We start from the raw sequence: 24602 nt of genomic DNA on the forward strand, positions 1-24602 counted from the left end.
CATGGACGGATCGTTTCTTCACCAGCGGCCGGTCCGGCCAGAGGAGCACACGATGACTTCATCCCATGCACGCATCGCCGGCGGCACGCACGCCGTCGTTTCCGAGGAGCAATGGCTGGCGCAGCGCAAGCAGCTGCTCGCCCGCGAGAAGGAGCTGACGCACCTGCAGGACCAGGTGTCCGCCGCGCGCCGCGCCTTGCCCTGGCGGCGCATCGCGAAGCCCTACGTCTTCGACACGAACGAAGGCAGGCGCGCGCTGGCGGAACTGTTCGACGGCCGCAGCCAGCTCATGGTGCAGCACTTCATGTTCGGGCCCGGCTGGGAGCAGGGCTGCCCGAGCTGCTCGTACATGGCGGACCACACCGACGGCATGAACGTGCATCTCGCCCATCGCGACATCACCTTCGTGGCCGTGTCGCGCGCGCCGCTGGCGGACATCCAGCGCTTCCGGCAGCGCATGGGCTGGCAGTTCCGCTGGGTCTCGTCCAACGCCAACGAGTTCAACCGTGACTTCGCCGTGAGCTTCACGCCGGAGGAGCTGGCCAAGGGCGAGGTCTACTACAACTACGGCTGGACGCCGTTCCCCGCCGAGGAGGCGCCCGGCGTCAGCGTGTTCTGCAAGGACGAAGCGGGCGACGTCTTCCACGCCTATTCCACCTTCGGCCGCGGCGTGGAAGCGATGATGGGCGCCTACCGGATGATGGACCTCACGCCCAAGGGGCGCGACGAGCGCGACGTCGCCTACACGATGGAATGGGTTCGCCACCACGATCGCTACGAGCCCGCGGCCGCGGCCAGGAGCGTGGGGGCCGCCGGGTGCTGCCATTCCGAAGCCTGAACCGCGGGGCGCAGGCACATGGACAGCCTCTGGGCCTGGCTGGCGCTGGCCGGTGCCGGCGCCCTGCACGGGATGAGTCCCGCGGCGGGATGGATGTTCGTGGCCTGCGGCGCGCGGCCGCACGACCCGGGCGGCTGGCTGCGGCTGCTGGTTCCGCTCGCCGCGGGGCAGGCCGGCTGGATGCTGTGGCCGTTCGTGACGGGAACGCTGCAAGCTGCGGGACCGGCGCTGGACGACGTGTGCCGCGCGGGTGCCACCGCCGCTGCGTCGCAGGCAGCGACCTGGTTTCCGCTCGCGGCCATCGGCACGCATGGGGCCGGGATGCTGGCCGGCACGGCGATCGCCGCGGCCCTTGCGCGGCTCGCACTTCATGTCCCTGGGGCGCGCGCGACGGCTAGGGCATCGGCAGTCCCGGATTAAGCCGTTTACCTGTCGTCCCCACCTCGACCATGGTCCAGACTCGATGGTCTCACGCAGTACCTGGAGTGACGATGGACGAGCTTTGGAACCAGCGAACCCGGCCTTCCGCCCTGGTGGACCTCGGGCCGCTGCCGGAAGTGGTCGAGAGCAATACCGAGACGACGTGGAAGATGTTCCTGCAGTTGCAGGCGCAGCACTCGAACGGCTTCTCCGAGACCGCGCCCTCCGGGCTGGCGGCGCTGGAGCAGCACGCCGCCACCCGCGGCGGAACGCTGTCGGTGGACGAACTGATGGCGGAGGCGCGCCGCTACAACCGCATCTGCCCCATCGAAGCGCAATGGGTGCGCCTGCACTCGGTGCTGTTCGATGCCGGCGGCACGGACGGCCCGGCGCCGCTCACCGGGCAGGAATTCCGCCGCGCGCCCTCGCTGGCCAAGCGCGCGCGGCTGCGCGAACAGATCGAGTGGGCTGCCGGCCGCGGGCTGCTGCCGGACATGTTCGAGTTCCTCATCGGCCTGCCCGAGGACCAGTGGGTCCACATGGGCGACTGAGCGCGGTTCGCTTCAGGCCTTGATGCCGGCCTCGCCGGCTCCCATCCTGTCGCCTGCGCGAGACGTGCGGACTGCACGCGCGCCGCCGCTCGTGCCTTTGGCGCAGCCTTGCATCGCACGAGGGGACCCGCTTCGGGCCGGCTGGCTAGTCTCCATGCCGGAGAAAAAAAGAGGAGACCCGGAACATGCGCATCCTGTCCGCCACCGCCCTGCTGCTCACCGTTTCGCTTGCGGGCTGTGCCCTGATGGAAAAGCTGCCCGGCAACGATTCGGGTCCGCCGGCCGCGCCGCAGCGGCTCGACATCCCGCGCAGCGCCTATCCGCCGGCGGGTTCGTGCCGTATCTGGATCCCGGGCACGCCGGCCGCGCAGCAGTCCGCGCCCGGCAAGTGCGCCGACCTGGAGAAGCGCGTGCCGTCCAACGGCGTGCTGCTGCACGGCTGATCGCGCGGATTCAGCTCCGCATCAGCTTGGCGTTGCAACGTCCCCTACAATCCCGCCTTCCTGAAAGCCCAGGTGGCGGAATTGGTAGACGCACTAGTTTCAGGTACTAGCGGGTAACTCCGTGGAGGTTCGAGTCCTCTCCTGGGCACCAGCGGCGCTTCAGCCGCTCACGGCGTCGCCCCACGGCGACATGATCTCCGTGCACCCCATGTTCCGGCGCTCCGCGCGCATCACGCCTGCCGGGCACGCGAACAGGTAGGGGAACGCCATCCTCCTCGCCGGCACCACCGGCATCGTTTCCGCCAGCGCCGCCAGGATCTCCGGCCCCAGCATCTGGTCCGCCGTGACCTGCCCGCCGCCGCTCACGTCGATGCGCGGCTGGTGGAAGGCCTGTTCCAGCGACATGCCGTGGTCCAGCATGAAGGAGCTCAGTTGCATCACGGCGCCGAGGATCTTGCGGCCGCCGGAGGCGCCGATCGCGAACTGGCGGCCGTCCGCGCCCACGCCCACCACCGGGCAGTAGTTGGCCAGCACGCGCTTGTTCGGCGCCAGCGAGTTGGGCTTGCCCGGCTCCGGGTCGAACCACATGATCCCGTTGTTCAACACCAGGCCGGTGGAGGGCGACACCACGCGCGAGCCGAAGATCGACAGCAGCGTCTGGGTGACGGCGCACATGTTGCCGCTGCGGTCGACCACGCTGAAGTGCGTGGTGCAGGGCGGCGCCTGCGGGCTCTCGTGGTCGCCCATGTTCTCCAGCCGCGTGCGGAAGGCGGCGTCCAGCGCGCGCGCCATCGCCTGGTAGGCCTTCGCGCCGGGGCCGCTGCCATCGGGCTGCAGTTCCTTCTCCAGCGCGCGCAGCGCCTGCGCGAAGGTGGGCCCGCCGGTCAGGCCCGGTGCGGCATAGACGCAGCCACCGCGGTACGGCACCGCCAGCGGCTCGGCCCATTCGGCCTCGTAGGACGCCAGGTCGTCCACGCCCAGGCAACCGCCCTTGGCGCGCACGTCGCGCACCAGCGCCTTCGCGACGGGGCCTTCGTAGAAGGCGCGCGGACCGCCTTCGGCGATCTGCTGCAGCGTCGCCGCCAGCGCGCGCTGGTCCAGCCGGCGCTCCGGCCCGCCGGTCCAGGCGCCGACGATGGGCCAGGTGCCTTCGTCGAGGAACATCGCCGCCGCGTCCGGATCCCTCGCCAGCGCCTTGGCGTTCGACGCGGCGATGAGGCCCGAGTACCAGTCGCACAGCATGCCTTCCTGCGCGAGCTGCACCGCCGGTTTCACCAGTTCGCGCCAACTCTTGATGCCGTAGCGCTTGTGCGCCAGGCCCATGCCGGAGACCACGCCGGGCACGGCGACCGCGGTGGCGCCCTGCACGTTGCGGTCGTCCACCACGGCCTTCCAGGGGAACAGGTCCGAGCTGCGGCCGTCGCCCGTGAGCGGATAGTCCGCCGGGTCGAGCTCGCGCGGCGATCGCATGCCGTAGTTGACGACGTGCGCCTTCTTTTCGGCGGCGCGCCACAGCACCATGCAGCCGCCGGCCGTGACGCCGCTCATCCAGGGTTCGACGACGCCGAGCGCGAACGAGGTGGCGACCGCCGCATCGACGGCGTCGCCGCCCGCGGCCAGCACCGCGGCGCCGACCTGCGCGGCGCGCTTGTGCTGCGAGGCGACGACGCCATGCTCGGTGGCGATCACCGTCTTGCGCACGACCTGCGCGTTGGAGAGGTTGTCGTTGACCATCATCCCGCTACCCATTCGCTTTCGCGTGCCGCACGACGTCCGCATGGGTGGCGAACCACACGTTCCCCAGTTGCTTGGCATGGCGGATGATCTCTTCCAGGATCCACACGCGCGAGCGGTAGCCGCTGATGTGCGGGTGCATGGTCAGCTGGAAGATGCCGCCTTCCGCATGCGCCGCTTCGAGCTCGCGCCGGAAGATGTCGAACACGTCGGACGGCGGCGTGTAGGGGCGGAGACCCGCGAAGCGGTTCATGTTGAAGTAGACGGCGTCGTCGCGGATCCACTCCACCGGCAGTTCCACCACGCCGGTGGGCGTGCCATCCAGCAGCAGCTCGTAGCAATCGACGTCGGCCATCAGCGAGGAGTCGTACAGCAGGCCCATGTCGCGCGCGATCGCCAGCGTCGCGGGGCTGAAGTCCCACGAGGGCGTGCGGATGCCCACCGGCCGCTGGCCCGAGGTCTTCTCCAGCACGTCGGCGGCGCGCAGCATCAGGTCGCGTTCGGCCGGCTCGGGCAGAACGGAGTTGCGTTCGTGGATCCAGCCGTGCAGCGCCACCTCGTGGCCTTCGGCGGTAACGCGCCGCTGTTCGTCCGGATAGAGCAGGGCGGTGACGGCGGGCACGTAGAAGCTGGCGCGCACGTCGTGCCGACGCAGGATGTCCAGGATGCGCGGGATGCCCTGGCGGTTGCCGTACTGGCCCTGCGACAGCTTGCCGATCGACTCGCCGCCCTCGCGCAGTTCGTTGGTCTCGTGGTCCGAATCGAAGGACAGCGCGATGGCGCAGCGCGCGCCGCCGGGCCAGGACTTCGGCTGGTACGAGCGGCCGGCCCGCACGTGGTCGACGACGCCGCGCCAGTGCTCCTCCGGCCACTGCCAGGGCTGCAGCGCCTCGCTCATTTGCGGATCCTCCGGGCGATGTCCTGCGCGGCGCGCGACTCCTCGACGACGAAGTTCGCGAACTCGCGCGGCGGCATCGCCACGCCTTCGAGGCCGAGCGTGTCGAACTGCTGCTTCACCTCGGGATCGTTCACCGCGGAGGCCACGGCCGCATGGATCTTCTGCACGACGTCGGCCGGCGCATGCGCGGGCAGCCACAGGCCGAACCAGTTGACCTTGTTGAAGCCCTTGAGGCCCTGTTCGTCCATGGTCGGCACTTCGGGCAGGCCCTTCCAGCGCTTGTTGCCGGTGAGCGCGAGCGCGCGCAGCTTGCCGCTCTGCACGTGCTGCAGGGCGATGTTGGTGCCGACGAAGAACATGTCGATGCGCCCGGCCATGAGGTCGTTGGTCGCCTCGGCCACGCCCTTGTAGGGGACGGACAGGATGTCGGTGCCCGTCATCGACTTCATGACTTCCGCCGGGATGTGGCTCGCGGTGCCGTCGCCGGCATTGGCATAGGTGAGCTTGCCGGGGCTCTTCTTCGCCAGCGCGATGAGTTCCTGCACGTTCTTCGCGTGCACGTCCGGGTGCACCACCAGCGCCTGGCCGAAGTTCTGCGCCGCCAGCGTCACGTGGGTGAAGTCCTTGACCGGGTCGTACTTCGCGTTCTCGTTGAACGGCGGGATGTTGACGTGCGAGGCAGTGGTGAACAGCCACGTGTAGCCGTCGGCCGGCTGGCCGGCGACGTAGGCGGTGCCCACCAGTCCGCCGGCGCCGGCGCGGTTCTCCACCACCACGGGCTGGCCCAGCGAGGCCGTCAGCTTCGGGATGATCGCGCGCAGGATCAGGTCCGGCGGCCCGCCCGCGGGCGAAGGCACCACCACCTTGATCGGCTTGGCGGGAAAGCCCTGGGCACTCGCCAGGCCCCCGATCAGCGCGGCCGCCGCCGCGATCCAGATGCGTCGCTTCATCGCCGGTTCTCCAGGAAAGAAAGATCGGTTCAGGCCACGCGCACGGACTGCTGCGTGTCCACGGATTCCAGGATCGCCTTGAGCACCGCCACGTTGTGGATGGCATGGCCGCCGGGCTGCACCAGCGGCTGGCGCGACGCGGCCTGCCGCGCGAAGTGCTCCAGTTCGGCGCGCTCGGTGCTGGTCTTGGGGAAGGTGATCACCTCGGGGCGCTGCTTGACCGTGACGTGTTCGCGGTCGATGCGGCAGACCTTCAGGTCCCAGGTGTGCAGGTGTTCGACGTCGCCCACTTCGGCCCAGCCGTTGCTGCCGAATACCTGCATGCGCCAGGTCTCCGCGGTGGCGATCACGGTGCCCAGGTAGCCGGTGGCGCCGCTCGCGAAGCGGAACAGCATCGACGTGGTGTCGTCGACGCCGAAGTCCTGCGCCAGGCGCACGCTCTGCGCCGTGACCTGTTCGATCGGCCCGGCCAGGTACAGCATGGCATCGACCACGTGCACGCCGCGGCCGGTCATGCCGCCGGCGGGCACTTCCTCGCGGTCGTGGCGCCAGTGGCCTTTCGGGAAGCGGTAGGCGCTCGGCCCGCAGAAATTGCCTTCGATGTGCAGCACGCGGCCGAGGACGCCGTCGTCGATCAGCTGGCGCACCATGCGCAGCGCCGGCTGGTAGCGCCAGTTGTAGCCCACGCCCAGCGTGACGCCGTGTTCGGCGCAGGCCTGCGCCGCGCGCTCCGCATCCTGCGCGTCGAGGCCCAGCGGCTTCTCGGAGAACACGTGCTTGCCGGCGCGGGCCGCCGCCACGATCTGCTCGGTGTGCAGCGAATGCGGCGTGGCCAGCACCACCGCGTCGACCGCGGGATCGCGCAGCAAGTCCTCGTAGGAAGGCAGCATGCGCACGCCCTGCGCCGCCGCGAAGTCGCGCGCCTTGTCGGGCGTGCGGGTGGCGGCGGCGGTGAACTGGATGTACGGACTCTGGCCCTGCACGCTGCGGACAAGGTTCTGTCCCCAGGTGCCCAGGCCGACGATGGCGGCGCGGATCATCGGCGGTCTCCTAGCTGCGCGCCAATCTAGCGAGGAGCCTGCCGTCCGGCACCCCCATTTACCCGCGCTGCGGGGCGCCGGCGCACCGCAAATTCAGTAATTTGTCAGCTTGCGGGCCGCCGCTGGCCCATCAATAGGTCCGCCATTCCCCCGCGGGCTGCGCCGGGGCGCGCAGGCCCAGGCGCTGCGTTTCGGCCCCGGACGCCTCGGACTTCACGAAGGCGATGGGCGCGATCGTTGCAGCGGCCACCGGCGCGGCGTCCCGTTCGCCCACGTGGAAGCGGCCCACCAGGCGCAGCAGCACCGCCGCCTCGCCCTTCATCGACTCGGTGGCGGCAGCCGCTTCCTCGACCAGCGAGGCGTTCTGCTGCACCACCTGGTCCATCTGCGCGATGGCCACGTTCACCTGCCCGATGCCGCTGCTCTGTTCCTGGCTCGCCGACGCGATCTCCGCGATCAGTTCGCTCACGCGCGTCACCGACTGCACGATGTCCTGCATCTTGCGGCCCGCGAGGTCGACCTGCGCGGTGCCGGCTTCCACCTGGCGCACCGAGTCGCCGATCAGCGCCTTGATCTCCTTGGCGGCCTGCGCGCTGCGCTGCGCAAGGTTGCGCACCTCGGAAGCGACCACCGCGAAGCCGCGGCCCTGTTCGCCGGCGCGCGCGGCTTCCACCGCCGCATTCAGCGCGAGGATGTTGGTCTGGAAGGCGATGCCGTCGATCACGCCGATGATCTCGGCGATCTTGCGCGACGAGGCGGAGATGCCGGTCATCGTGGTGACCACCTGGCCCACCGCGCTGCCGCCTTCGCGCGCCACGGCGGCGGCGCCGGCGGCCAGTTCGTTCGCCACGCGCGCGTTGTCGGCGTTCTGGCCGACGGTGGAGGTCAGCTCCTCGATCGAGCTCGCCGTCTCTTCCAGCGTGCTGGCCTGCTCCTCGGTGCGCTGCGAGAGATCGGCATTGCCCTGCGCGATCTGCGCGCTGGTGTCGGCCACGCTGCGCGCACCCTGCGCCACCTCGCCGACCAGCGTGCGCAGGCGCGCCGTCATGTCGCCCAGCGCCCGCAGCATCTGCGTCATCTCGTCGCGGCCGCCGGCGGCCAGCGACACCGTGAGGTCGCCGTCGGCGACGCGGCGCGCCGCCTCCACCGCCTGGTCGAGGGGACGCGTGATGGAGCGCGCGATCAGCCAGGAGGCGAGCAGGGCCAGCAGCGCGCCGGCCAGGCAGAAGCCGACCAGCAGGGTGCGGCCGGTGCGGGCGCTGGCCGCCGCTTCCACGGCGTCGTGCTCCACCAGCGCGGTGTAGTGGTCCCGCAGCGCCTGCATCGCGTCGATGTAGGCGTTCTGGGCGGGCACCATCTTCTTTTCCAGCATCGCGTTGGCCCCGTCGTGGTCTTCCGCGGACTTGAGGTCGGCGACCTGCTTGCGCACCTGCAGGAAGGCCTGGCGCTTCTGGTCGGCGTCCTTCAGCAGGGCCTGCGCCGCGGGCGTGCGCACCAGCGTCTCCACTTCCTTCGTCAACTCGTTGATCCGGTTCGTGCCGGCCGCGAGCTCGGGCCCGAACACCTTCCCGAGCAGCGGGTCGTCGGTGCGCGTCACGGCCAGGCGGCGCACGAGGTTGGCGCGGGTCAGCGCCAGCCATTCGCCGACCACGCGCTCCACGCGCAGGTTGACGGTGGCCATCTCGTTGGTGCGTCGATCGAGCTCGGCGAGGCGCCAGGTGCCGATGCCGGCCATGGCGGCCATGAGGAAGATGAGCACGCCGAAAGCGGCGGCAAGACGGACACGGATGCTCACGCGGCGCGCGAAGCCACCGCCCTGGAAGTGGATGTCGGACATCGGGTTCTTTGCTGCTTGGCGCGGGTGCATCGCGTCGCGTGTGCCCCGCCGGTTGACGTGGCGGCGTGTTCTCTGCGGCCCCCACGGAAGAGCATGGTACAAACCCTTACATCCCGGGGACACCGTCCGCGGATTGGCGGCGTCGCGTGCGGGACCAGCGGGCAGCGCGCGTTGCGCGGCGAAGGCGCGCTGCCCGTGGTGAAGACTTAGGCGCTAAGGCGCAAGCCTCAATCGATCTTCATGCCCGAGTCGCGCACCACCGGGCCCCACTTGGCCAGTTCCTCGCGCGTCATCGCGAGCAGCTCGGTGGGACCGGCCTTCAGCGCGGACGCGCCCTGCGCCGCGAAGAAGGTGTCCATCTCCGGCAGCGCCAGCACCTTGCCGATGCCGGCGCGCATCTGCTCGATCATCTCCTTCGGCACGCCCTTGGGCGCGTAGACCGCGACCCACAGGTCGCCGGCGAGACCGGGCACCGTCTCGTTGGCGAGCGGCACGGCGGGCAGTGCCGGCGCCTTGTGCAGGGAAGGCACCGCCAGCGGCTTCACCTGGCCGCCCTTGATGAACTGGATGCAGGCCGGGATCGTGCTCACCAGCACGTGCAGGTTGCCCGCGACCAGGTCGGTGAGCGCGGGCGCGACGCCCTTGTAGGGCACGTGCGTGAGGTTCACCCCTTGCGTCTTCTTGAACATCTCCATCAGCAGGTGGGCGAAGCTGCCGTTGCCGGCCGAGCCGTAGGTGTACTTGCCCGGCTCCTTCTTCGCCAGCGCGGTGAGTTCGGCGAGGTTGCCGGCCGGCAGGCTGGGCGTGGCGAGCAGGGCGTGCTGCACGACGGCGATGCCGGCCACCGCGTCGAAGTCGGCGATCGGGTCGAAGCCGGTGTGGCGGTACAGCGCGGGGTTGATGGTCTGCGCGCTGTTGACCGTCACGAGCCAGGTGCTGCCGTCCTTCGGCGCGGACTTGGCCACCCAGGCCGAGCCGAGGTTGCCGCCCGCGCCGGGCTTGTTGTCGACGACGACGCTGGAGCCGAGGAACTGCGACAGCCGCATGGCGACTGCGCGCGCCATCACGTCGTTGGAGCCGCCGGCGGCGTTCGGCACGAGGAACGTGATCGTCTTGGGCAGCGTGCCCTGCGCGAACGAAGGCAAGGCGAAGGGTGCGAGGACAGTGGCCGCGGCGAAGGTGCGGCGGCCGATGGGGCGCGTCATGGGATCGTCTCCTGTTGGAATGGTTGGAATGTTCACTCGACCAGCTTCTGGTCCTGCCCGATCGAAGGGGCGGTGGTGCGGATGCGCCCCGGCGTGCGCGACAGGCGCGGCGTGACGTTGTGCATGGTCACGCTGCCGAACTCGGGATCGGGCACGTCCACCAGCACCTGGCGTTCGCGCACGTGGCGGTCCTGCATCAGCTGGTCGACGTTGAGCACCGGGCCGACCGTCACCTCGAATTCGCCGAAGTGCGCGAGGTTCTCCTCCAGCGTGCGCCCGCGCACGAAGTCGCCGATCAGGCGATCGAGTTCCTCGATGTTCGCGATGCGCGCGGTGTTGTCGCGAAAGCGCGCGTCGGCCTTCAGTTCGCCGCGGCCGATCGCGTCGAACACGCGCTCCGCCATGCGCTGCGTCGAGCCGGACATCACCATCCACTGGCCGTCCTTGCACGCGTAGGCATTGCGCGGCGCGGCGTTTTCGGCGCGGTTGCCCAGGCGGCGCGGCCGCCTGCCGGTGTGCTGGAAGATCGCGGCGTCGGGACCGAGCACGCCGATCATGGGTTCGAGCAGCGAGAGGTCCACCACCTGGCCCTGGCCGCCGTTGACTTCCACCTCGCGCACCGCGGCCAGCGTGGCGAACGCGCCGGACAGGCCCGCGATCATGTCGGCGAGTCCGAGGTTGGGCAGTGCCGGCGGCTTGTCGGGAAAGCCGTTGCGTTCGGCGAAGCCCGAGAAGGCTTCCAGCAGCGTGCCGAAGCCGGGACGCTCGGCGTAGGGACCGGTCTGGCCCCAGCCGGAGATGCGCACGATCACGAGCTTCGGGTTGGCCGCGTGCAGCACTTCGGGGCCCAGCCCGAAGGCTTCCATGCCGCCGTGGCGGAAGCTCTCCACCACGACGTCCGCCTCGGGCAGCAGGCGCAGCAGCTTGCCGCGGTCCGTCTCGCTCTTGAGGTCCAGGCAGATGCTCTTCTTGTTGCGGCCGTAGACCTTCCACCACAGCGCCTTGCCGTCGTTCTTCCAGTCGCGCAGCGTGTCGCCCTGCGCGCTCTCGACCTTGATGACCTCGGCGCCGAAGTCGGCGAGCTGCAGCGTGAGCATGTTGCCCGCCATCAGCCGCGACAGGTCCAGCACCCGGATGCCCGCCAGCGGCAGGCGCGTCTCGTTCTTCTGCGTCATCGCGCGGCCTCCGCCGCGGCCTGCCGGCGGCGCGCCTTGAGCGCGTCGTGCCGCTGCAGGAAGCGGCGCGCCCGCGCCGCGATCGGCTCGTCGACCATGCGGCCCTGGAAGGCTACGGCGCCCTTGCCGGCGGCGATGGAGGCATCGAACACTTCGAGCATGCGCCGCGCGTTGTCCGCTTCCTCGTCGCTGCCGCCGAACACCTCGTTGATCACCGGCACCTGGGCCGGATGGATGCAGATCGAGCCGCGCAGGCCGATGCGGCGCGCGTGCACCGCGAGCGCGCGATAGGCGTCGAGGTCGCTGAACTCCGCGACGCTGCCGGGCAGTCCCATGGGCTGCAGGCCGGCGGCCGCCGCGGCAATCGCCATCGTCTGCGCGGGACCGGTCATGCCTTCCGGCCGCGACTCCATGCCCATCACCGCGCCGAAGTCCTCCACGCCGAACAGCAGGCCGCTCAGGCGCGGCGAGGAGCGCGCGATCTGCACGACGTTCGTGAGGCCGAGTGGCGATTCGATCAGCGCCAGCACCGGCATCGCGCCGGCCGCGCGGCCGTGCTTCGCTTCCAGCCGTCGCAGGTCCGCGTCGAGTTGCAGCACCTGCTCGGGCGTGTCCACTTTCGGCATCAGCAGGCCGTCGGCGCCGCAGGCCACCGCGGCTTCGAGATCGGGCGCGAGCAGCTCCGGCTCGTTGTTGACGCGCACGTAGACGGGCACGCCGCTGCGCTGCAGCCGCGACGCGAAGGCGGCGAGATTGGCGCGGGCGGCGGCCTTGGCGGGGCGCGCCACGGCGTCTTCGAGGTCGAGGATGAGGGCATCGGCGCCGCGCTGGCCGGCCTTGTCGACGAAGCGGTCGGTATCGGCCGGCACGAACAGCATGGAACAGGGTTCCGGGGAAGGTCGGGTCATCGTCCGATTCTGCGTGGCCGAGCTGCGCGGCCGCTTCGCGGATTACCCTTGCTGCTTTCTCCTACACGGGCTCACCCCACGGCCAGCGCGGCGCTGCCTATCATCGGTGCGTCTCATCGGGAGAAAGAACATGGACAAGAAACTGCTGCGGCTCGCACTGCCGCTCACCATCCTCATCGCCGCCGCCGGCTGCAGCAAGCAGCCGCAGGACGAGGCCGCCGGCTACCCCGGCGACAAGGCCATCACGATCGTCGTGCCCTTCGCCGCCGGCGGTCCCACCGACCGCGTCGCGCGCGACCTCGCCGAGGCGATGCGCAAGCCCCTGGGCAACGCGACCATCGTGGTCGACAACGCCGCGGGGGCCGGCGGATCGATCGGCGCCAACAAGGTGGCCAAGGCCAAGAACGACGGCTACACGCTGCTGGTGCACCACATCGGCATGGCGACCATGCCTTCGCTGGTGCGCAACATCCCGTTCAGCGTGGAGAACGACTTCGAGTACCTGGGCCTGATCAACGACGTGCCCATGACCGTGATCGGCAAGCCCGCGCTGGCGGCCAACGACTACAAGGAGCTGCAGGCCTGGATCCAGCAGAACAAGGGCAAGATCAACCTCGGGAACGCCGGCGTCGGCTCCGCCTCGCACCTGTGCGGCATGCTGTTCCAGCAGGCCTCGGGCACCGACATGACCGCCGTCGCATACAAGGGCACCGGTCCCGCCATGACGGACCTGATCGCCGGCCAGATCGACCTGATGTGCGACCAGACCACCAACACCACCTCGCAGATCGAGGCGAAGAAGGTGAAGGCCTACGCGGTCACCACGGCGCAGCGCGTGAACACGCCGGTACTGAAGGACCTGCCCACCCTGCAGGAGATGGGCCACCAGGGCTTCAGCGTGAGCATCTTCCACGGCCTCTATGCGCCCAAGGGCACGCCGCCCGGCATCCTGAAGAAACTGAACGAGGCGCTGAAGGTGGCGGTGAAGGATCCCGACTTCATCAGGAAGCAGGAAGGCCTGGGCGCGGTGGTGGTGAACGACAACCGCGTCGAACCGGCGGAGCACAAGAAGTTCGTGCAGGGCGAAATCGCCAAGTGGACGCCGGCGATCAAGGCGGCGGGGGTGTACGTGGAGTAAGTCCACCGGCCGTCGGACGCGCCGCCTTGCCGCGCGCGTCCGCGCCCATTAGCATCGCGCGCACGCAGCCGCCACGAGCTGCGGTCCACCAGGAGACTCCATGCGCGTACGCTTGTTCTGCGCGGCTGCCGCCGCGCTGTTGTCCGCCTGTTCCAGCCTCTCGCCCGGGCCGGGCCTCGTCACCACCGAGCACCGCGTGCCGGTCGTGTCCACGGCGCCGGCCACGCAGGGCCAGCAGGTGCAGTTGTACGTGCGCGAGATCGCGCCGGCCGCGCCGGCCGGCCCGCGCAAGGCCGTGGTCTTCGTGCACGGTTCGGGTACGCCCGCCGAAGTGTCCTTCGATTCCAGCATGCCGGACTACAGCTGGCTCGCCAGCGTGGCGCGGGCCGGCTTCGACGTGTTCTCCGTGAGCCTCACGGGCTACGGCCGCTCGACGCGTCCCGCGGCGCTGAACGACCCCTGCAACCTGTCGAAGGAGCAGCAGGCCCGCTTCATCCCCGCCATGATTCCCGCGCCCTGCGAGCCTTCGTATCCGCGGCCGATGAGCACGATGTCGTCCGACTGGGACGATCTCGACGCGGTGGTCGATTACGTGCGGCGCCTGCGTGGCGTCGACCGCGTTTCGCTGGTGGGCTGGTCCCAGGGAGGGCCGCGCATCGTCGGCTTCACGGCGTTGCACCCGCAGAAGGTCGAGCGCATCGCGGTGCTGGCGCCGGCGTACACGCGCGACTCCGCGACCGCCGCGCCGAATCCACTGCCCAGCCTGCCGGCCAGCATGACGGTGCAGTCGCGGCAGGACTTCATCGCCAACTGGGACCTCCAGGTCGGTTGCCGCGACCAGTACGACGCGGCCGCGGCCGCGCGCATCTTCGACGAGATGCTCGAGTCCGACCCGGCCGGCGCCCGCTGGGGGCCGGGCGTGCGGCGCGCGCCGGCGGTGCCCACCTGGGGCTTCAACCGCGCGGTGGCGTCGCGCCTGCAGACGCCCTTCCTGATGGTGGCCGGCGAGCACGACAAGCAGGTACTGCCGCAGCGCGTGCGCGAGCTCTACGAAGACTGGGGCGGCCGCGACAAGGTGCTGCTGCAAATGGGCTGCTCCTCGCACAACGCGATGTGGGAGAAGCATCGCCGCCAGCTCTACGACGCCACGGTCGAGTGGCTGCGCGACGGCCGGGTGAAGGGCGCCAGCAGCGGCGTGCTGCGCGTGGGCGACTGAGGCTTCCCCGCCGTCAGGACAACCGGTAACGACACCGTTCATCCATGCTGGGGATTGCGTTCTTCCCCGTGAAGAACGCAACATGTGCAACAGGAGCGCCAGAGTGGAGGGAGGACCGGTTGACCGTGCCCAGGTTGCGCATGGGCCTCATCGGCTTTGCCGACGAGGATTTCCTCGCCATCGTGCTGAGGACGCGGGTGACCGTGCGCTGGGAAAGCTGGGCCGCCGTCGACGCCGATGCGCTCTGGATCAACGGCGCGGGCGCGCAGGTGCTCGACAACGGCATGGTGCGCGTCGTCACCACCGATTTCCCTCCGGTCGCCACCACGCTGGACCTGCACTCGATCCAGCGTCCCTTCTGGTTCTCGCTGCCTCTGGCCGACCCGAAGCTGCACGCGCCGTCCGCTTTCGACCCGCGGGATGCCAGGAGCATCGACGCGGCCCTGCGCGAGGCGGAAAAGGAGCTGTTGCCGCTCGCCGTGCAGCTGGCCGTCGCCGGCCGCCTGATCGAGGCGGCCGGCCGCCTGTCCCATCCCACCTACGAGCTGCGCCGCGGCGACCAGCTGGTCGGCGTGGTGAACGTGGCGCACTGGGTGGCCGTGCATCCGCACGCGCGGCCGCACGACATCGGCGAGGCCGAGTGCATCCCGCACGGAAGGAAGGTGGCGGGCTTTCCCTTCGGCTTCGAGCGCGTCGGGTTCGCCGAGATGATGTGGCTGTACGCCAAGCGCATGCGGCTGGAACTGCTGCCGGACAAGTACCGCAGCCTGCCGATCCTGTTCCGCGCGGTGCCCAAGATCCGGCGCCGCCTGCTGGGCGACGTCGACCTGCTGGTGCTGTCGGACCTGATGGCCGCGCCGCAGACGCTGGCCGCGCTCGGGGCGAGCACCCGCCTGCGGCCGGAGGTGCTGGTGCAGGCGCTCACGGCGCTGTACCTGGCCGGCAGCATCACCACCGATCCGGGCAAGGCCGCCGTCTTCCAGAACCTGCTGCGCCGGCGCAGCCAGGAGCCGCCTTCCGTGCCGGAGTTCGAGTCGCTGCCGCAGGTCGAGGCCGCGCCGGACATCCAGGCCCGCCGCACCGTGCCGGGCACGCTGATGGCCTTGCTGCGGTCGAACAAGAAGGAGTGAGGCAGGCTTCGGCTTCCCGTCCGACAGCGCCGGGCAGGTCGCCGCAAAACACTGGGGCATCCCGGCTCATGGGGCGACGGTGGCGATCGACCAGCATTTCCCAGGAACGCGCGGCATCGTGGTCGCGCACATACCCGATCCGAACGACCATGCGAGCGAGCACGAGCGCTGCACCCTGCGCGAGTTCGCGCGGCGCATCGCGCGGCTGCGCGGCGACGTCGCGGGCGGCTTCTTCGATCCCGCCCTGGGCTACGACGCTCCCCTGTATTTCGTGCCGAGCAGCACGCTCACCGCGCGGCAGGCGCAGGCGTTGGGCATCGCCGGCCTGCACGACCTGTTCGGCGGCGTGGTGCCGCATGCCTTCGTCGCCACCAAGGCGATCAGCCATCCTCTCGTCGACGCGGATGCGCGCGCGGTGGAGGGCTGGTCGCGCAAGCTCGGCGCGAGCATCGCCGACGCGGTGTTGCCCGGCTACACGGTGTTCGCTCGCGAGGACGCGCTGGCGGCGGGCCGGCGCCTGCTGGCCGCGGGCCCGCTGCGCCTGAAGCCGGTGCGCGCGAGCGGCGGCCGCGGGCAGTCGGTGGTGCGCAGGGAAGAGGAACTGCGCGCCGCACTCGACGCGATGGATCGCGACGAGATCGAGCGGCACGGACTGGTGCTGGAGGGCGACCTGGAGGAGGAGTCCACCTTCAGCGTCGGCCAGGTGCAGGTGGGCGACCTCGTCGCCACCTATTACGGCTTCCAGCGCCTGACGCCCAACAACGAAGGCCACCAGGTGTTCGGCGGCTCGGACCTCACGGTCGCGCGCGGCGGCTTCGATGCGCTGCTGGCGTGCAATCCGGCGCCGAAGATCCGCCATGCGATCGAGCAGGCGCGGCGCTACGACGCGGCCGTGCGCGCCTGCTTCCCCGGCTTCTATGCCTCGCGCAGCAACTACGACATCCTGCTCGGCCGCGACGCGGCGGGCACCACGCGCTCCGCCGTGCTGGAACAATCCTGGCGTGCCGGCGGCGCCACCGGTCCCGAGATCGCCGCGCTCGAATGCTTCCGTGCCGAGCCGGACCGCCGGCTGGTGCGCGCCTCCTGCTACGAGGTCTTCGGCGACAGCCCGGAGCCGCCCGCCCGCGCCACGGTCTACTACCGCGGCGACGATCCCCACATGGGCCGCGTGACCAAGTACACGATCGTTCGGCAGGATGACGACGCGCGCCAACACCATTGACATCGCGGTCGACGGCAAGCACATCGCGGGCACGCTCGTGGGCCCGGACACCGGGGTGCCCGGCGTGGTGCTGGTGCACGGCTGGGACGGCAGCCAGGACCAGTACATCGCGCGCGCGCACGAGATCGCGAGCCTCGGCTGCATCTGCCTCACCTTCGACCTGCGCGGCCACGTGCGCCACAAGGCCGAGCGCGACGCGGTCACGCGCGAGGACAATCTGCGCGACCTGCTCGCCGCTTACGACGAACTGGTGGGCCACCCCGCGGTCGATCCCAATGCGATCGCCATCGTGGGCAGCAGCTACGGCGGCTACCTCGCGGCCATCGCGACCTCGCTGCGCAAGGTGCGCTGGCTCGGCTTGCGCGTGCCCGCCCTGTACGAAGACGCCGACTGGGAGGTCCCGAAGAACAAGCTCGGTCGCGAGCGGCTGATGGCCTACCGCCACCGCGAGCTGCCCCCGGAGGGCAATCGCGCGCTGGAAGCCTGCGCCGCCTTCAAGGGGGACGCGCTGATCGTCGAATCGGAACACGACGACCTGGTGCCGCACCAGACCATCCAGAACTACCGCGACGCCTGCTCGCAGGCGCAGTCGCTCACCTACCGCGTGATCTCGGGCGCGGACCACGCGCTGTCCGAGAAGTCCTGGCAGCAGAACTACACCTCCCTGCTGGTGAACTGGATGAACGAAATGGTGCTGAACGCGCGCGCGGGCAAGACGGGCGCGCCGGCGGAAGTGCCCCTGGCCGATTCCGTGCAGCGCACCCCGCGCGGCGGCGACTGAGACGCGTGTGATCCAAAATCCTGATCAAATAGCGTCCAGATAACGAGCTTTTCTCGTCGCGGGGCTGCTGGCACATTGGCCGACTTGTTGCCAAGCCTGCCCAAACGCCCCGCGATGTACGAGCTCCATTCCCTTCCTCCCGCCGTCGACCCCCAGCTGCTGGACCTGCTGGTGCAGGCCGAGCCGGCCGTGATCGGCCACTTCCGCTACACCGGGTTCATGAACCCGGAACTCCGCGCGCTGTTCCAGGACCGCCGCGTGGCCGGCACCGCGATCACCATCCGCATGCCCGGCATGGACGGCGCGATGGTCCACTACGCCGTGGGCCAGGCGCGTCCCGGCGACATCATCGTCATCGACCGCTGCGGCGACATGTCGATCGCCTCGCTCGGCGGCGCGGTGGCCTACGCGGCGCGCAGGGCCGGCGTGGCCGGCATCGTGGTGGACGGTCTCGTGACCGACCTCGGCGAGCTGCGCGCCTACGGCGTGCCGGTGTGGTCCAAGGGCACCTCCGCCGTCACCGTGAAGACCCTCGGCCTGGGCGGCGAGTTCTGCGTGCCCGTCACCTGCGGCGGTGTCGCGGTGAACCCGGGCGACGCGATCCTCGCCGACGAGAACGGCATCCTGGTCCTGCCCGCGGCCGACATCGAATACTCCGCCAGGCGCGCGCTGCAGATGATGAAGGACGAGAAGAAGACGCTGGCGCGCCTCGACGCCGGCGAGAAGTACCCCGACATCATGGGGACCACGCAGGTGATCCTCGAGACCATCGAAAAGCACCGGCAGAAGCTGAAGCAGTAAGCGCTTCGCCGCCATTCCCCGAACCCTACCGAATCAGGAGACAAGACCATGATCGACCGCATCCGCCGCAGCCTGCTCGCCCTCGCGCTTCTCGCCGCCGGCACCGCTTCCGCCCAGACCTGGCCCACCGGGCCGATCAAGATCATCGTGCCGTTCCCGGCGGGCGGCAGCGTCGACATGGTGGCGCGCGCCGTCGGCAAGCGCATGAGCGACGCGCTGGGCCAGCCGGTGATCGTGGACAACCGCGCCGGCGCCTCCGGCAACATCGGCGCCGAAGCCGCCGCGCGCGCGCAGGCCGACGGCCACACCTTCTTCGTCGCGAGCTCCGGCGTGCTGGCGGCCAACCAGTTCCTCTACAAGCGCCCCGGCTTCGACACGCTGAAGGACTTCGCGCCGGTGATCCAGCTGGTGATCCAGCCGCACGTCCTGGTGGTCCATCCCTCGGTGCCGGCGAAGGACCTGAAGGAGCTGATCGCGCTGGCCAAGGCGCAGCCGGGCAAGGTCACCATCGGCAATGCCGGCATCGGAACCGGCCAGGACATCGCCGCGCGCCAGTTCGAAACGACGACGGGTGCCAAGGTGCTGCACGTGCCCTACAAGGGCGGCGCGCCGGCGCTCGCCGACCTGCTGGGCGGCCAGATCAACGCGATGTTCGAGACCTCGCCCACCGCGGTGCCGGTCATCAGGGAGAACAAGCTGCGCGGCATCGCGATCACCAGCGCCAGGCGCTCGCCGTCGCTGCCCAACGTCCCCACCGTCGCGGAAGCCGGCATCCCCGGCTTCGAATCGGTGACCTGGATCGGAATGGTGGCGCCCGCGAGCACGCCCAAGGCGATCATCGACCGCGTCAACGCGGAACTGAACAAGGGGCTGCAGGCCGAGATGGGCAAGCAGTTCGCCGACATCGCGCTCGATCCGGCCGGCGGCACGCCGCAGAAAATGACGGACGCGATCAGGAAGGACCAGGCCGAGTACGGCCGCATCCTCAAGGCCGCGGGCGTCGAGCCGCAGTAAGGGCTTGCGGCAGATCCGGCTCCGCGCGCGCCGCCGCCGGATCCTGGGCGGCGCCCAGTTCCTGCGGCACCGGCTCCGTCATGCGGGCCAGGAAGCGCACGTTCTCCAGCACCGAGCGGGCGATCTCCACGATCGCCGCGATGCCGGGGCCGCGCGCTTCCTTCAGGTAGCAGGCGTAATAGGGCACCGGCGGGATGTGCGGCCGCGCGTGCAGCACGCGCAGCTCGCCGCTGGCCAGGTGTTCGCGCACGACCGGCACCGGCAGCACCGCGATCGCGTGGCCGGCGCGCACCAGTTGCAGCATCAGCTGCAGCGAGTTGCACGAGTTCACGCCCTCGAATTCCTGGCCGCCGCCTTCCAGCCACTTGCGCACCAGCGCGTTCAGCGTCGAGGGCGGGGAGTTGGTGACCATCGGGAAGCGGGCCGCCACCGCGGGCGTGAAGTCGCCGTCGGGGATGTCCAGCTCGCGCGACGCGACCCACTCGAACTCCTCCCATCCGAGCAGTTCGTCGATCACGTGCGAGGCGGCGCCGCCGTAGGTGTGCAGCGCGACGTCCAGTTCGCGCTTGCGCAGCTTCTCGGTGAGCACCGCGCCGAGGTCGATGCTCAGTTCGACGATCAGCTTGGGATGGCGCAGCTTCAGCTGGCTCAGGACTTCGGTCAGCGCCAGCATCGCGGTCGACTCGTCCGACCCCAGGCGCAGCACGCCCTCCAGCGGCGGCACGCCGCCGCCCAGGCGCTCGAAGTCCTGCGCCGCGTGCAGCACGCGTTCGGCGTGGGCCAGCGCATTGCGCCCGCCGGGCGTGAGCTGCACCCGCTGGTTCTTGCGCGAGAACAGTTCCATGTTCATCGCGCTTTCCAGCTCCTTCACCCGCGAGGAAAGCGCCGGCTGGCTGAAGTTGAGATGATCGGCCGCGGCGTGGATGCTTCCGAGCTTGGCCGTCCAGTAAAAGGCCTCGATCTGGCGGAGCGTGACTCGCATGATCCGCAAATCCTATCAAGCCCCCCGACACGGAGAAAAAAATGACCGGTCAAGACCTCACCCTGCTGCCCGCGCACGAGCTTTCGCCACTGCTCCAGTCCGCCCGCCTGTCCCCCGTGGAACTCACGGAAGCCTTCCTCGCCCGCATCGCGCAGCACGATGCGAAGCTGCATTCCTTCGTGGAGGTCTACGGCGAGGAGGTGCGCCTGGCCGCCCGCGCCGCCGAGGCGGCGATCCGCGCCGGCCATGCGGTCGGGCCCCTGCACGGCATCCCCGTGGCGCTGAAGGACCTGGTCGAACTGGAAGGCAAGGTGGTCACCGGCGGCAGCGAGGCGTGGAAAGCCCGCCGCGCCACCCGCACCGCCACGCTGGCGCGCAAGCTGCTGGCGCAGGGGATGATCGTCCTGGGCAAGACCCACACGGTCGAATTCGCGATGGGCGGCTGGGGCACCAACTCCGTCCGCGGCACGCCCTGGAACCCCTGGGACCTGCAGCGCGCGCGCACGCCGGGCGGCTCGAGCAGCGGCTCCGGAGTCGCGGTGGCGGCGGCGCTCGCGCCCTGGGCCATCGGCACCGACACGGGCGGCTCGGTGCGGCTGCCGGCGTCGTGGTGCGGCATCACCGGGCTGAAGACCACCATCGGCCGTGTCAGCACGCATGGCGTGCTGCCCCTGAGCCCGACGCTCGACACGCCCGGCCCGATGGCGCGTTCGGCGGAAGACGCCGCCCTCCTGTACGTCGCGCTGCAGGGCGAGGACCCGCAGGATCCGCATACCCGCGGCGTGCGCTTCGACGATCCGATGCCGACGCTGAAACGCGGGGTGCGCGGGCTGCGCCTGGCGCGCATGCCGCAGGGCGAGCGCCAGTTCGCCTCGGCCGACGTGCTGGCGGCCTACGACCGCTCGCTGGCCGACCTGGAGCGGCTGGGCGCGGAGATCGTCGACGTGCGGCTGCCCTTCCTGTTCGCCGACGTCGCCGCGTACAACCTGCGCATCATGGCGGCGGAGAGCTACGCGCTCTATCGCGAGCTGATCGACGACGAGCGGGCTCCGCTGGATCCGCACGTGCGTCCGCGCATCGCCGCCGGCCGCGGCCTGAGCGCGCAGGCCTACATCGAGGCGCTGCAGGTGCGCGAGGACATGAAGCGGCAGTACGCGGCGGCGATGGAGGGCATCGACGCGCTGCTGACGCCCACCACCATGACGACCGCGCTGCCGCTGGAGGAAGTGGACCAGGCCAAGGCCCCGGCGCACTACACGCGCTTCGGCAACTTCCTGGACCTGTGCGCGCTGGCCGTGCCCAACGGCATCGCGCCGGACGGCCTGCCGACGTCGCTGCAGGTCGTGTGCGGCGGCTACCAGGAAGCGACCGCGTTGCGCATCGGGTGGGCGTACCAGCAGGCCACGGACTGGCACCAGCGGCGGCCGGGCTGAGGCTGGGGCTGGGGCTGGGGCTGGGGTGCTCGTAGGCTGGCGGTGAGCGCCGAAGGCCGATCCCCAGCGCTTGCGGCGCATCGCCGGGGTTGCGCTTCGCTCCACCGCCAGCCTGCGGTGGTGGTGCACAGGGTCACACGACGGCGAAAGTCCACGCCGAGCGCGCCTCGTTGCCGGCGCGATCCCGCACCACCAGTTCGGCGTGGTGCAGGCCGCGGCCCAGGCGCTCGCGGTAGCCGATCTCGTCGTCGCGGATGCGCGCGTCGGCGGTCACGTCGAGTCCGTCCACGATCAGGCGTACCGAGCGCGGGTCGACGCCGCTGCGGTCGTCGCTCAGGCGCGCCTGGATGAAGGTGCGGCCGCGTTCGCCGACGCGCGCCCCGTTGCCGGGCGTCACCTGCGAGATGCGCGGCGCGCTGCGGTCGCCGCGCTCGGCGAACGCCACCTGCGCGGTGAAGCGCTCGGGGCCGCGGCGCAGCGTCGCGACGGCGCGGTCGAAGGCCTGGAGGTCGTCGCGCCGGCGGATCGTGTAGCGGCCTTCGTAGACGCCGGGCCGCGTCTCGCGCAGGGCGACGTTGCGCACGACGCCGGGGATGTCCAGCGAGGCGCGCGCGCCGGCCAGGCCGACCAACTGGAAGCGCAACTGGCGGCCCGGGAGCAGCTTGCCGTCGGGACGCACGGTGAAGCGCTCGATCGCCGGGGTAGCGGCGACGGTCGCCACGCGCGCCACCGGGTCGCGATGCTGCGCTGCGACAGAAGCGGGAAGCACGGCAGCAGCCAGGGGCAGCAGGGCCAGAGCGGCGGCGGCGTGGAAGCGGAAAGTATTCTTCATGGCAAGGTTCTCCGTCAGGGTTGGCATGGAGGCAGTCTGCGGGTGGAGGCATGAACGTTCGCTGAATACGATGTGCGGGTCATGCACATGCCACCGTGAAGGATTCACGCAGCTGGCGATCTGCCCATCCGTTCACGAACCAATGTCGGCGCAGTCCTACGGCAAGCTCGGAAAATGACGTCGACACTACGCGGCCGGCGGAAAACCTTCCGTTTCACGCCGGGCAGGTACTCGAACTTTTTTCTGGCGCGCGATCCTGCCTTCGACGTTCGACAAATACAGGATGTCAGCCTGCCGCGCGCGAAGAAGCTTCCGCCAACCCGGAGTCACCATGGACCAGGCCGTCACTTCCCCGTCGTCGAAGAAGAAGGGCGCCAAAGCCGCGGCGCGCGCCCCGGGCAGCAAGGGCGCCGCCGCCTCGTCCCGCACACCGGCGAAGCAGGCCCCGGTGAAGATCCCTCCGATCCGGACCCTCTCCCAGGCGGATGCCGCCGAGGCGCGATCGCGCCAGGTGCTCGCCGCGCTCATGGCCTTCGCCGGCGGCGACTTCGATGCGCGCCTGCCGGCGGACTGGTCCGGCGTGGACGGCCGCATCGCGGAGGCGTTCAACCACTGCATCCAGAATGCCGATCGCATCACCGCCGAAGCGGCGCGCCTGTCCAACACCGTGGGCAAGGAAGGCCGGCTGTCGCAGCGGATCTCGGCGCCCGGTGCGATGGGCAGCTGGGCCACGCAGGTCGATTCGCTCAACACGCTGATCGACGACCTGGTGCGGCCCACCAACGACATCTCGCGCACGATCGGCGCCGTGGCCAAGGGCGACCTGGGCGTGTCGATGGACCTGCAGGTGGACGGCCGTCCGCTGAAGGGCGAGTTCCTGCGATCCGCCAAGCTGGTCAACACCATGATCGAGCAGCTGTCGGTGTTCACCTCCGAAGTGACGCGGGTGGCGCGCGAAGTGGGTACCGAGGGCAAGCTGGGCGGCCAGGCCAAGGTGAAGGGCGTGTCGGGCGTGTGGAAGGACCTGACCGATTCCGTCAACCAGATGGCGGGCAACCTCACGGCGCAGGTGCGCAACATCGCGGAAGTGACGATCGCGGTGGCGAACGGCGACCTGTCCAAGAAGATCACGGTGGACGTGCGCGGCGAGATCCTGCAGCTGAAGGAAGCCACCAACACCATGGTGGACCAGCTGCGCTCCTTCGCCTCGGAAGTGACGCGCGTGGCGCGCGAGGTGGGCACCGACGGCCGCCTCGGCGGCCAGGCGGTGGTGCCCGGCGTGGCCGGCACCTGGAAGGACCTCACGGACTCCGTGAACTTCATGGCGTCGAACCTCACGGCGCAGGTGCGCAACATCGCCGACGTGGCGACCGCCATCGCCAAGGGCGACCTCTCGCGCAAGATCACGGTGGACGTGCGCGGCGAGATCCTGCAGCTCAAGGAAACCATCAACACGATGGTGGACCAGCTGAACGGCTTCTCCTCGGAAGTGACGCGCGTCGCGCGTGAAGTGGGGACCGAAGGCAAGCTCGGTGGCCAGGCGCAGGTGCCGGGCGTGGCGGGCACGTGGAAGGACCTGACCGACAACGTCAACTCGATGGCGAACAACCTGACCGGCCAGGTGCGCAACATCGCCGACGTCGCCACCGCCATCGCGCGCGGCGACCTCGGCCGAAAGATCACCGTGGAGGTGAAGGGCGAGATCCTGGCGCTGAAGGAAACCATCAACACGATGGTGGACCAGCTGAACGGCTTCGCTTCCGAAGTGACGCGGGTGGCGCGCGAAGTGGGTACCGAAGGCAAGCTCGGTGGCCAGGCGCAGGTGCCCGGCGTGGCAGGGACCTGGAAGGACCTCACGGACAACGTGAACTTCATGGCCTCGAACCTCACGGGCCAGGTGCGCAACATCGCGGAAGTCACGACGGCCGTGGCCAACGGCGACCTGTCGAAGAAGATCACCGTGGACGTGCGCGGCGAGGTGCTGGAGTTGAAGAACACCATCAACACGATGGTGGACCAGCTGAACGGCTTCGCCTCCGAAGTGACGCGGGTGG

The 24602-nt window shown here is 70.1% G+C and carries 23 protein-coding genes and 1 tRNA gene; 14 read left to right on the plus strand and 10 right to left on the minus strand.

Annotation, left to right across the window (positions count from 1 at the left end; genetic code table 11):
* Window positions 1–52: 52 nt before the first annotated feature.
* The 5 genes from VF522_RS19460 to VF522_RS19480 all read left to right on the plus strand — a co-directional run bounded on the left by VF522_RS19460 (window position 53) and on the right by VF522_RS19480 (window position 2403).
* Window positions 53–838 carry a thioredoxin family protein gene (locus VF522_RS19460; protein ID WP_330909966.1) on the plus strand — a complete coding sequence of 262 codons (786 nt, stop codon included), beginning with the start codon at window positions 53–55 and terminating at the stop codon, window positions 836–838.
* 18 nt (window positions 839–856) lie between these two features.
* The gene (locus VF522_RS19465; RefSeq protein ID WP_330909967.1) at window positions 857–1258 is read left to right on the plus strand and encodes a hypothetical protein; all 402 of its coding nucleotides are present in this window, start codon (window positions 857–859) and stop codon (window positions 1256–1258) included.
* A 71-nt stretch (window positions 1259–1329) separates the two neighbouring features.
* Entirely contained in the window at window positions 1330–1809 is a 480-nt protein-coding gene (locus VF522_RS19470) for a hypothetical protein (protein ID WP_330909968.1), read from the plus strand.
* A 185-nt stretch (window positions 1810–1994) separates the two neighbouring features.
* Window positions 1995–2252 carry a hypothetical protein gene (locus VF522_RS19475; protein WP_330909969.1) on the plus strand — a complete coding sequence of 86 codons (258 nt, stop codon included), beginning with the start codon at window positions 1995–1997 and terminating at the stop codon, window positions 2250–2252.
* A gap of 66 nt (window positions 2253–2318) precedes the next feature.
* A tRNA-Leu gene (locus VF522_RS19480) sits at window positions 2319–2403 on the plus strand.
* An 8-nt stretch (window positions 2404–2411) separates the two neighbouring features.
* Here VF522_RS19480 and VF522_RS19485 read toward each other — a convergent pair.
* The 8 genes from VF522_RS19485 to VF522_RS19520 form a co-directional block, all read right to left on the minus strand.
* The gene (locus VF522_RS19485) at window positions 2412–3989 is read right to left on the minus strand and encodes a gamma-glutamyltransferase (protein WP_330909970.1); all 1578 of its coding nucleotides are present in this window, start codon (window positions 3987–3989) and stop codon (window positions 2412–2414) included.
* Window positions 3990–3993: 4 nt separating this feature from the next.
* Complete coding sequence (locus VF522_RS19490; protein ID WP_330909971.1) at window positions 3994–4884, minus strand: polysaccharide deacetylase; 891 nt, start codon at window positions 4882–4884, stop codon at window positions 3994–3996.
* Window positions 4881–5834, minus strand: a complete 954-nt coding sequence (locus VF522_RS19495; protein WP_330909972.1) for a tripartite tricarboxylate transporter substrate binding protein — start codon at window positions 5832–5834, stop codon at window positions 4881–4883. Before VF522_RS19495 ends, VF522_RS19490 begins: the two co-directional genes overlap by 4 nt.
* Window positions 5835–5863: 29 nt before the next feature.
* Window positions 5864–6874, minus strand: a complete 1011-nt coding sequence (locus VF522_RS19500) for a Gfo/Idh/MocA family oxidoreductase (RefSeq protein ID WP_330909973.1) — start codon at window positions 6872–6874, stop codon at window positions 5864–5866.
* A 130-nt stretch (window positions 6875–7004) separates the two neighbouring features.
* Window positions 7005–8711, minus strand: coding sequence for a methyl-accepting chemotaxis protein (locus VF522_RS19505; protein ID WP_330909974.1), 1707 nt, complete (start codon window positions 8709–8711; stop codon window positions 7005–7007).
* A gap of 227 nt (window positions 8712–8938) precedes the next feature.
* The gene (locus VF522_RS19510) at window positions 8939–9916 is read right to left on the minus strand and encodes a Bug family tripartite tricarboxylate transporter substrate binding protein (RefSeq protein WP_330909975.1); all 978 of its coding nucleotides are present in this window, start codon (window positions 9914–9916) and stop codon (window positions 8939–8941) included.
* A gap of 32 nt (window positions 9917–9948) precedes the next feature.
* Window positions 9949–11091: a CoA transferase gene (locus VF522_RS19515; protein ID WP_330909976.1), complete on the minus strand. Its 1143-nt coding sequence runs from the start codon at window positions 11089–11091 to the stop codon at window positions 9949–9951.
* Window positions 11088–11999, minus strand: coding sequence for a CoA ester lyase (locus VF522_RS19520; RefSeq protein WP_330909977.1), 912 nt, complete (start codon window positions 11997–11999; stop codon window positions 11088–11090). The genes VF522_RS19515 and VF522_RS19520 overlap by 4 nt, the downstream gene beginning before the upstream one ends.
* Window positions 12000–12129: 130 nt before the next feature.
* On the opposite strand from VF522_RS19520, the gene VF522_RS19525 reads away from it, so the two are divergent.
* The 7 genes from VF522_RS19525 (at window position 12130) to VF522_RS19555 (ending at window position 19301) form a co-directional block, all read left to right on the plus strand.
* The gene (locus VF522_RS19525) at window positions 12130–13137 is read left to right on the plus strand and encodes a tripartite tricarboxylate transporter substrate-binding protein (protein WP_330909978.1); all 1008 of its coding nucleotides are present in this window, start codon (window positions 12130–12132) and stop codon (window positions 13135–13137) included.
* Between the two features lie 100 nt (window positions 13138–13237).
* The gene (locus VF522_RS19530; RefSeq protein WP_330909979.1) at window positions 13238–14353 is read left to right on the plus strand and encodes an alpha/beta hydrolase; all 1116 of its coding nucleotides are present in this window, start codon (window positions 13238–13240) and stop codon (window positions 14351–14353) included.
* A gap of 125 nt (window positions 14354–14478) precedes the next feature.
* Window positions 14479–15483 carry a hypothetical protein gene (locus VF522_RS19535; protein ID WP_330909980.1) on the plus strand — a complete coding sequence of 335 codons (1005 nt, stop codon included), beginning with the start codon at window positions 14479–14481 and terminating at the stop codon, window positions 15481–15483.
* 79 nt (window positions 15484–15562) lie between these two features.
* Complete coding sequence (locus VF522_RS19540; protein WP_330909981.1) at window positions 15563–16705, plus strand: DUF3182 family protein; 1143 nt, start codon at window positions 15563–15565, stop codon at window positions 16703–16705.
* Complete coding sequence (locus VF522_RS19545) at window positions 16680–17486, plus strand: alpha/beta hydrolase family protein (protein WP_330909982.1); 807 nt, start codon at window positions 16680–16682, stop codon at window positions 17484–17486. The genes VF522_RS19540 and VF522_RS19545 overlap by 26 nt, the downstream gene beginning before the upstream one ends.
* A 114-nt stretch (window positions 17487–17600) precedes the next feature.
* Entirely contained in the window at window positions 17601–18287 is a 687-nt protein-coding gene (locus VF522_RS19550) for an RraA family protein (protein WP_330909983.1), read from the plus strand.
* Between the two features lie 48 nt (window positions 18288–18335).
* Window positions 18336–19301, plus strand: coding sequence for a tripartite tricarboxylate transporter substrate binding protein (locus tag VF522_RS19555; RefSeq protein ID WP_330909984.1), 966 nt, complete (start codon window positions 18336–18338; stop codon window positions 19299–19301).
* Here VF522_RS19555 and VF522_RS19560 read toward each other — a convergent pair.
* Window positions 19273–20283, minus strand: a complete 1011-nt coding sequence (locus tag VF522_RS19560; RefSeq protein WP_330909985.1) for a LysR family transcriptional regulator — start codon at window positions 20281–20283, stop codon at window positions 19273–19275. The two genes, VF522_RS19555 and VF522_RS19560, sit on opposite strands and share 29 nt — an antisense overlap.
* A gap of 41 nt (window positions 20284–20324) precedes the next feature.
* Here VF522_RS19560 and VF522_RS19565 point away from each other — a divergent pair, with 41 nt between their 5' ends.
* Window positions 20325–21716, plus strand: a complete 1392-nt coding sequence (locus VF522_RS19565; protein ID WP_330909986.1) for an amidase — start codon at window positions 20325–20327, stop codon at window positions 21714–21716.
* A gap of 133 nt (window positions 21717–21849) precedes the next feature.
* On the opposite strand, the gene VF522_RS19570 is transcribed toward VF522_RS19565, so the two are convergent.
* Entirely contained in the window at window positions 21850–22548 is a 699-nt protein-coding gene (locus VF522_RS19570) for a hypothetical protein (RefSeq protein ID WP_330909987.1), read from the minus strand.
* A 526-nt stretch (window positions 22549–23074) separates the two neighbouring features.
* On the opposite strand from VF522_RS19570, the gene VF522_RS19575 reads away from it, so the two are divergent.
* Window positions 23075–24602: HAMP domain-containing protein (locus tag VF522_RS19575; protein ID WP_330909990.1), on the plus strand; the 1528-nt coding region annotated here is incomplete at its 3' end.

Source organism: Ramlibacter sp. (genome assembly GCF_036383835.1).
Classification (GTDB): domain Bacteria; phylum Pseudomonadota; class Gammaproteobacteria; order Burkholderiales; family Burkholderiaceae_C; genus Ramlibacter.

Excerpts from the sequence above, each read along its gene's own strand:
- VF522_RS19515 (WP_330909976.1), bottom strand. The coding sequence starts at position 11,091 with ATGACGCAGAAGAACGAGACGCGCCTGCCGCTGGCGGGCATCCGGGTG.
- VF522_RS19490 (WP_330909971.1), bottom strand. The coding sequence starts at position 4,884 with ATGAGCGAGGCGCTGCAGCCCTGGCAGTGGCCGGAGGAGCACTGGCGC.
- VF522_RS19485 (WP_330909970.1), bottom strand. The coding sequence starts at position 3,989 with ATGATGGTCAACGACAACCTCTCCAACGCGCAGGTCGTGCGCAAGACG.
- VF522_RS19465 (WP_330909967.1), top strand. The coding sequence starts at position 857 with ATGGACAGCCTCTGGGCCTGGCTGGCGCTGGCCGGTGCCGGCGCCCTG.
- VF522_RS19530 (WP_330909979.1), top strand. The coding sequence starts at position 13,238 with ATGCGCGTACGCTTGTTCTGCGCGGCTGCCGCCGCGCTGTTGTCCGCC.
- VF522_RS19470 (WP_330909968.1), top strand. The coding sequence starts at position 1,330 with ATGGACGAGCTTTGGAACCAGCGAACCCGGCCTTCCGCCCTGGTGGAC.
- VF522_RS19560 (WP_330909985.1), bottom strand. The coding sequence starts at position 20,283 with ATGCGAGTCACGCTCCGCCAGATCGAGGCCTTTTACTGGACGGCCAAG.
- VF522_RS19475 (WP_330909969.1), top strand. The coding sequence starts at position 1,995 with ATGCGCATCCTGTCCGCCACCGCCCTGCTGCTCACCGTTTCGCTTGCG.
- VF522_RS19555 (WP_330909984.1), top strand. The coding sequence starts at position 18,336 with ATGATCGACCGCATCCGCCGCAGCCTGCTCGCCCTCGCGCTTCTCGCC.
- VF522_RS19505 (WP_330909974.1), bottom strand. The coding sequence starts at position 8,711 with ATGTCCGACATCCACTTCCAGGGCGGTGGCTTCGCGCGCCGCGTGAGC.
- VF522_RS19510 (WP_330909975.1), bottom strand. The coding sequence starts at position 9,916 with ATGACGCGCCCCATCGGCCGCCGCACCTTCGCCGCGGCCACTGTCCTC.
- VF522_RS19550 (WP_330909983.1), top strand. The coding sequence starts at position 17,601 with ATGTACGAGCTCCATTCCCTTCCTCCCGCCGTCGACCCCCAGCTGCTG.
- VF522_RS19495 (WP_330909972.1), bottom strand. The coding sequence starts at position 5,834 with ATGAAGCGACGCATCTGGATCGCGGCGGCGGCCGCGCTGATCGGGGGC.
- VF522_RS19565 (WP_330909986.1), top strand. The coding sequence starts at position 20,325 with ATGACCGGTCAAGACCTCACCCTGCTGCCCGCGCACGAGCTTTCGCCA.
- VF522_RS19525 (WP_330909978.1), top strand. The coding sequence starts at position 12,130 with ATGGACAAGAAACTGCTGCGGCTCGCACTGCCGCTCACCATCCTCATC.
- VF522_RS19500 (WP_330909973.1), bottom strand. The coding sequence starts at position 6,874 with ATGATCCGCGCCGCCATCGTCGGCCTGGGCACCTGGGGACAGAACCTT.
- VF522_RS19570 (WP_330909987.1), bottom strand. The coding sequence starts at position 22,548 with ATGAAGAATACTTTCCGCTTCCACGCCGCCGCCGCTCTGGCCCTGCTG.
- VF522_RS19460 (WP_330909966.1), top strand. The coding sequence starts at position 53 with ATGACTTCATCCCATGCACGCATCGCCGGCGGCACGCACGCCGTCGTT.
- VF522_RS19545 (WP_330909982.1), top strand. The coding sequence starts at position 16,680 with ATGACGACGCGCGCCAACACCATTGACATCGCGGTCGACGGCAAGCAC.
- VF522_RS19520 (WP_330909977.1), bottom strand. The coding sequence starts at position 11,999 with ATGACCCGACCTTCCCCGGAACCCTGTTCCATGCTGTTCGTGCCGGCC.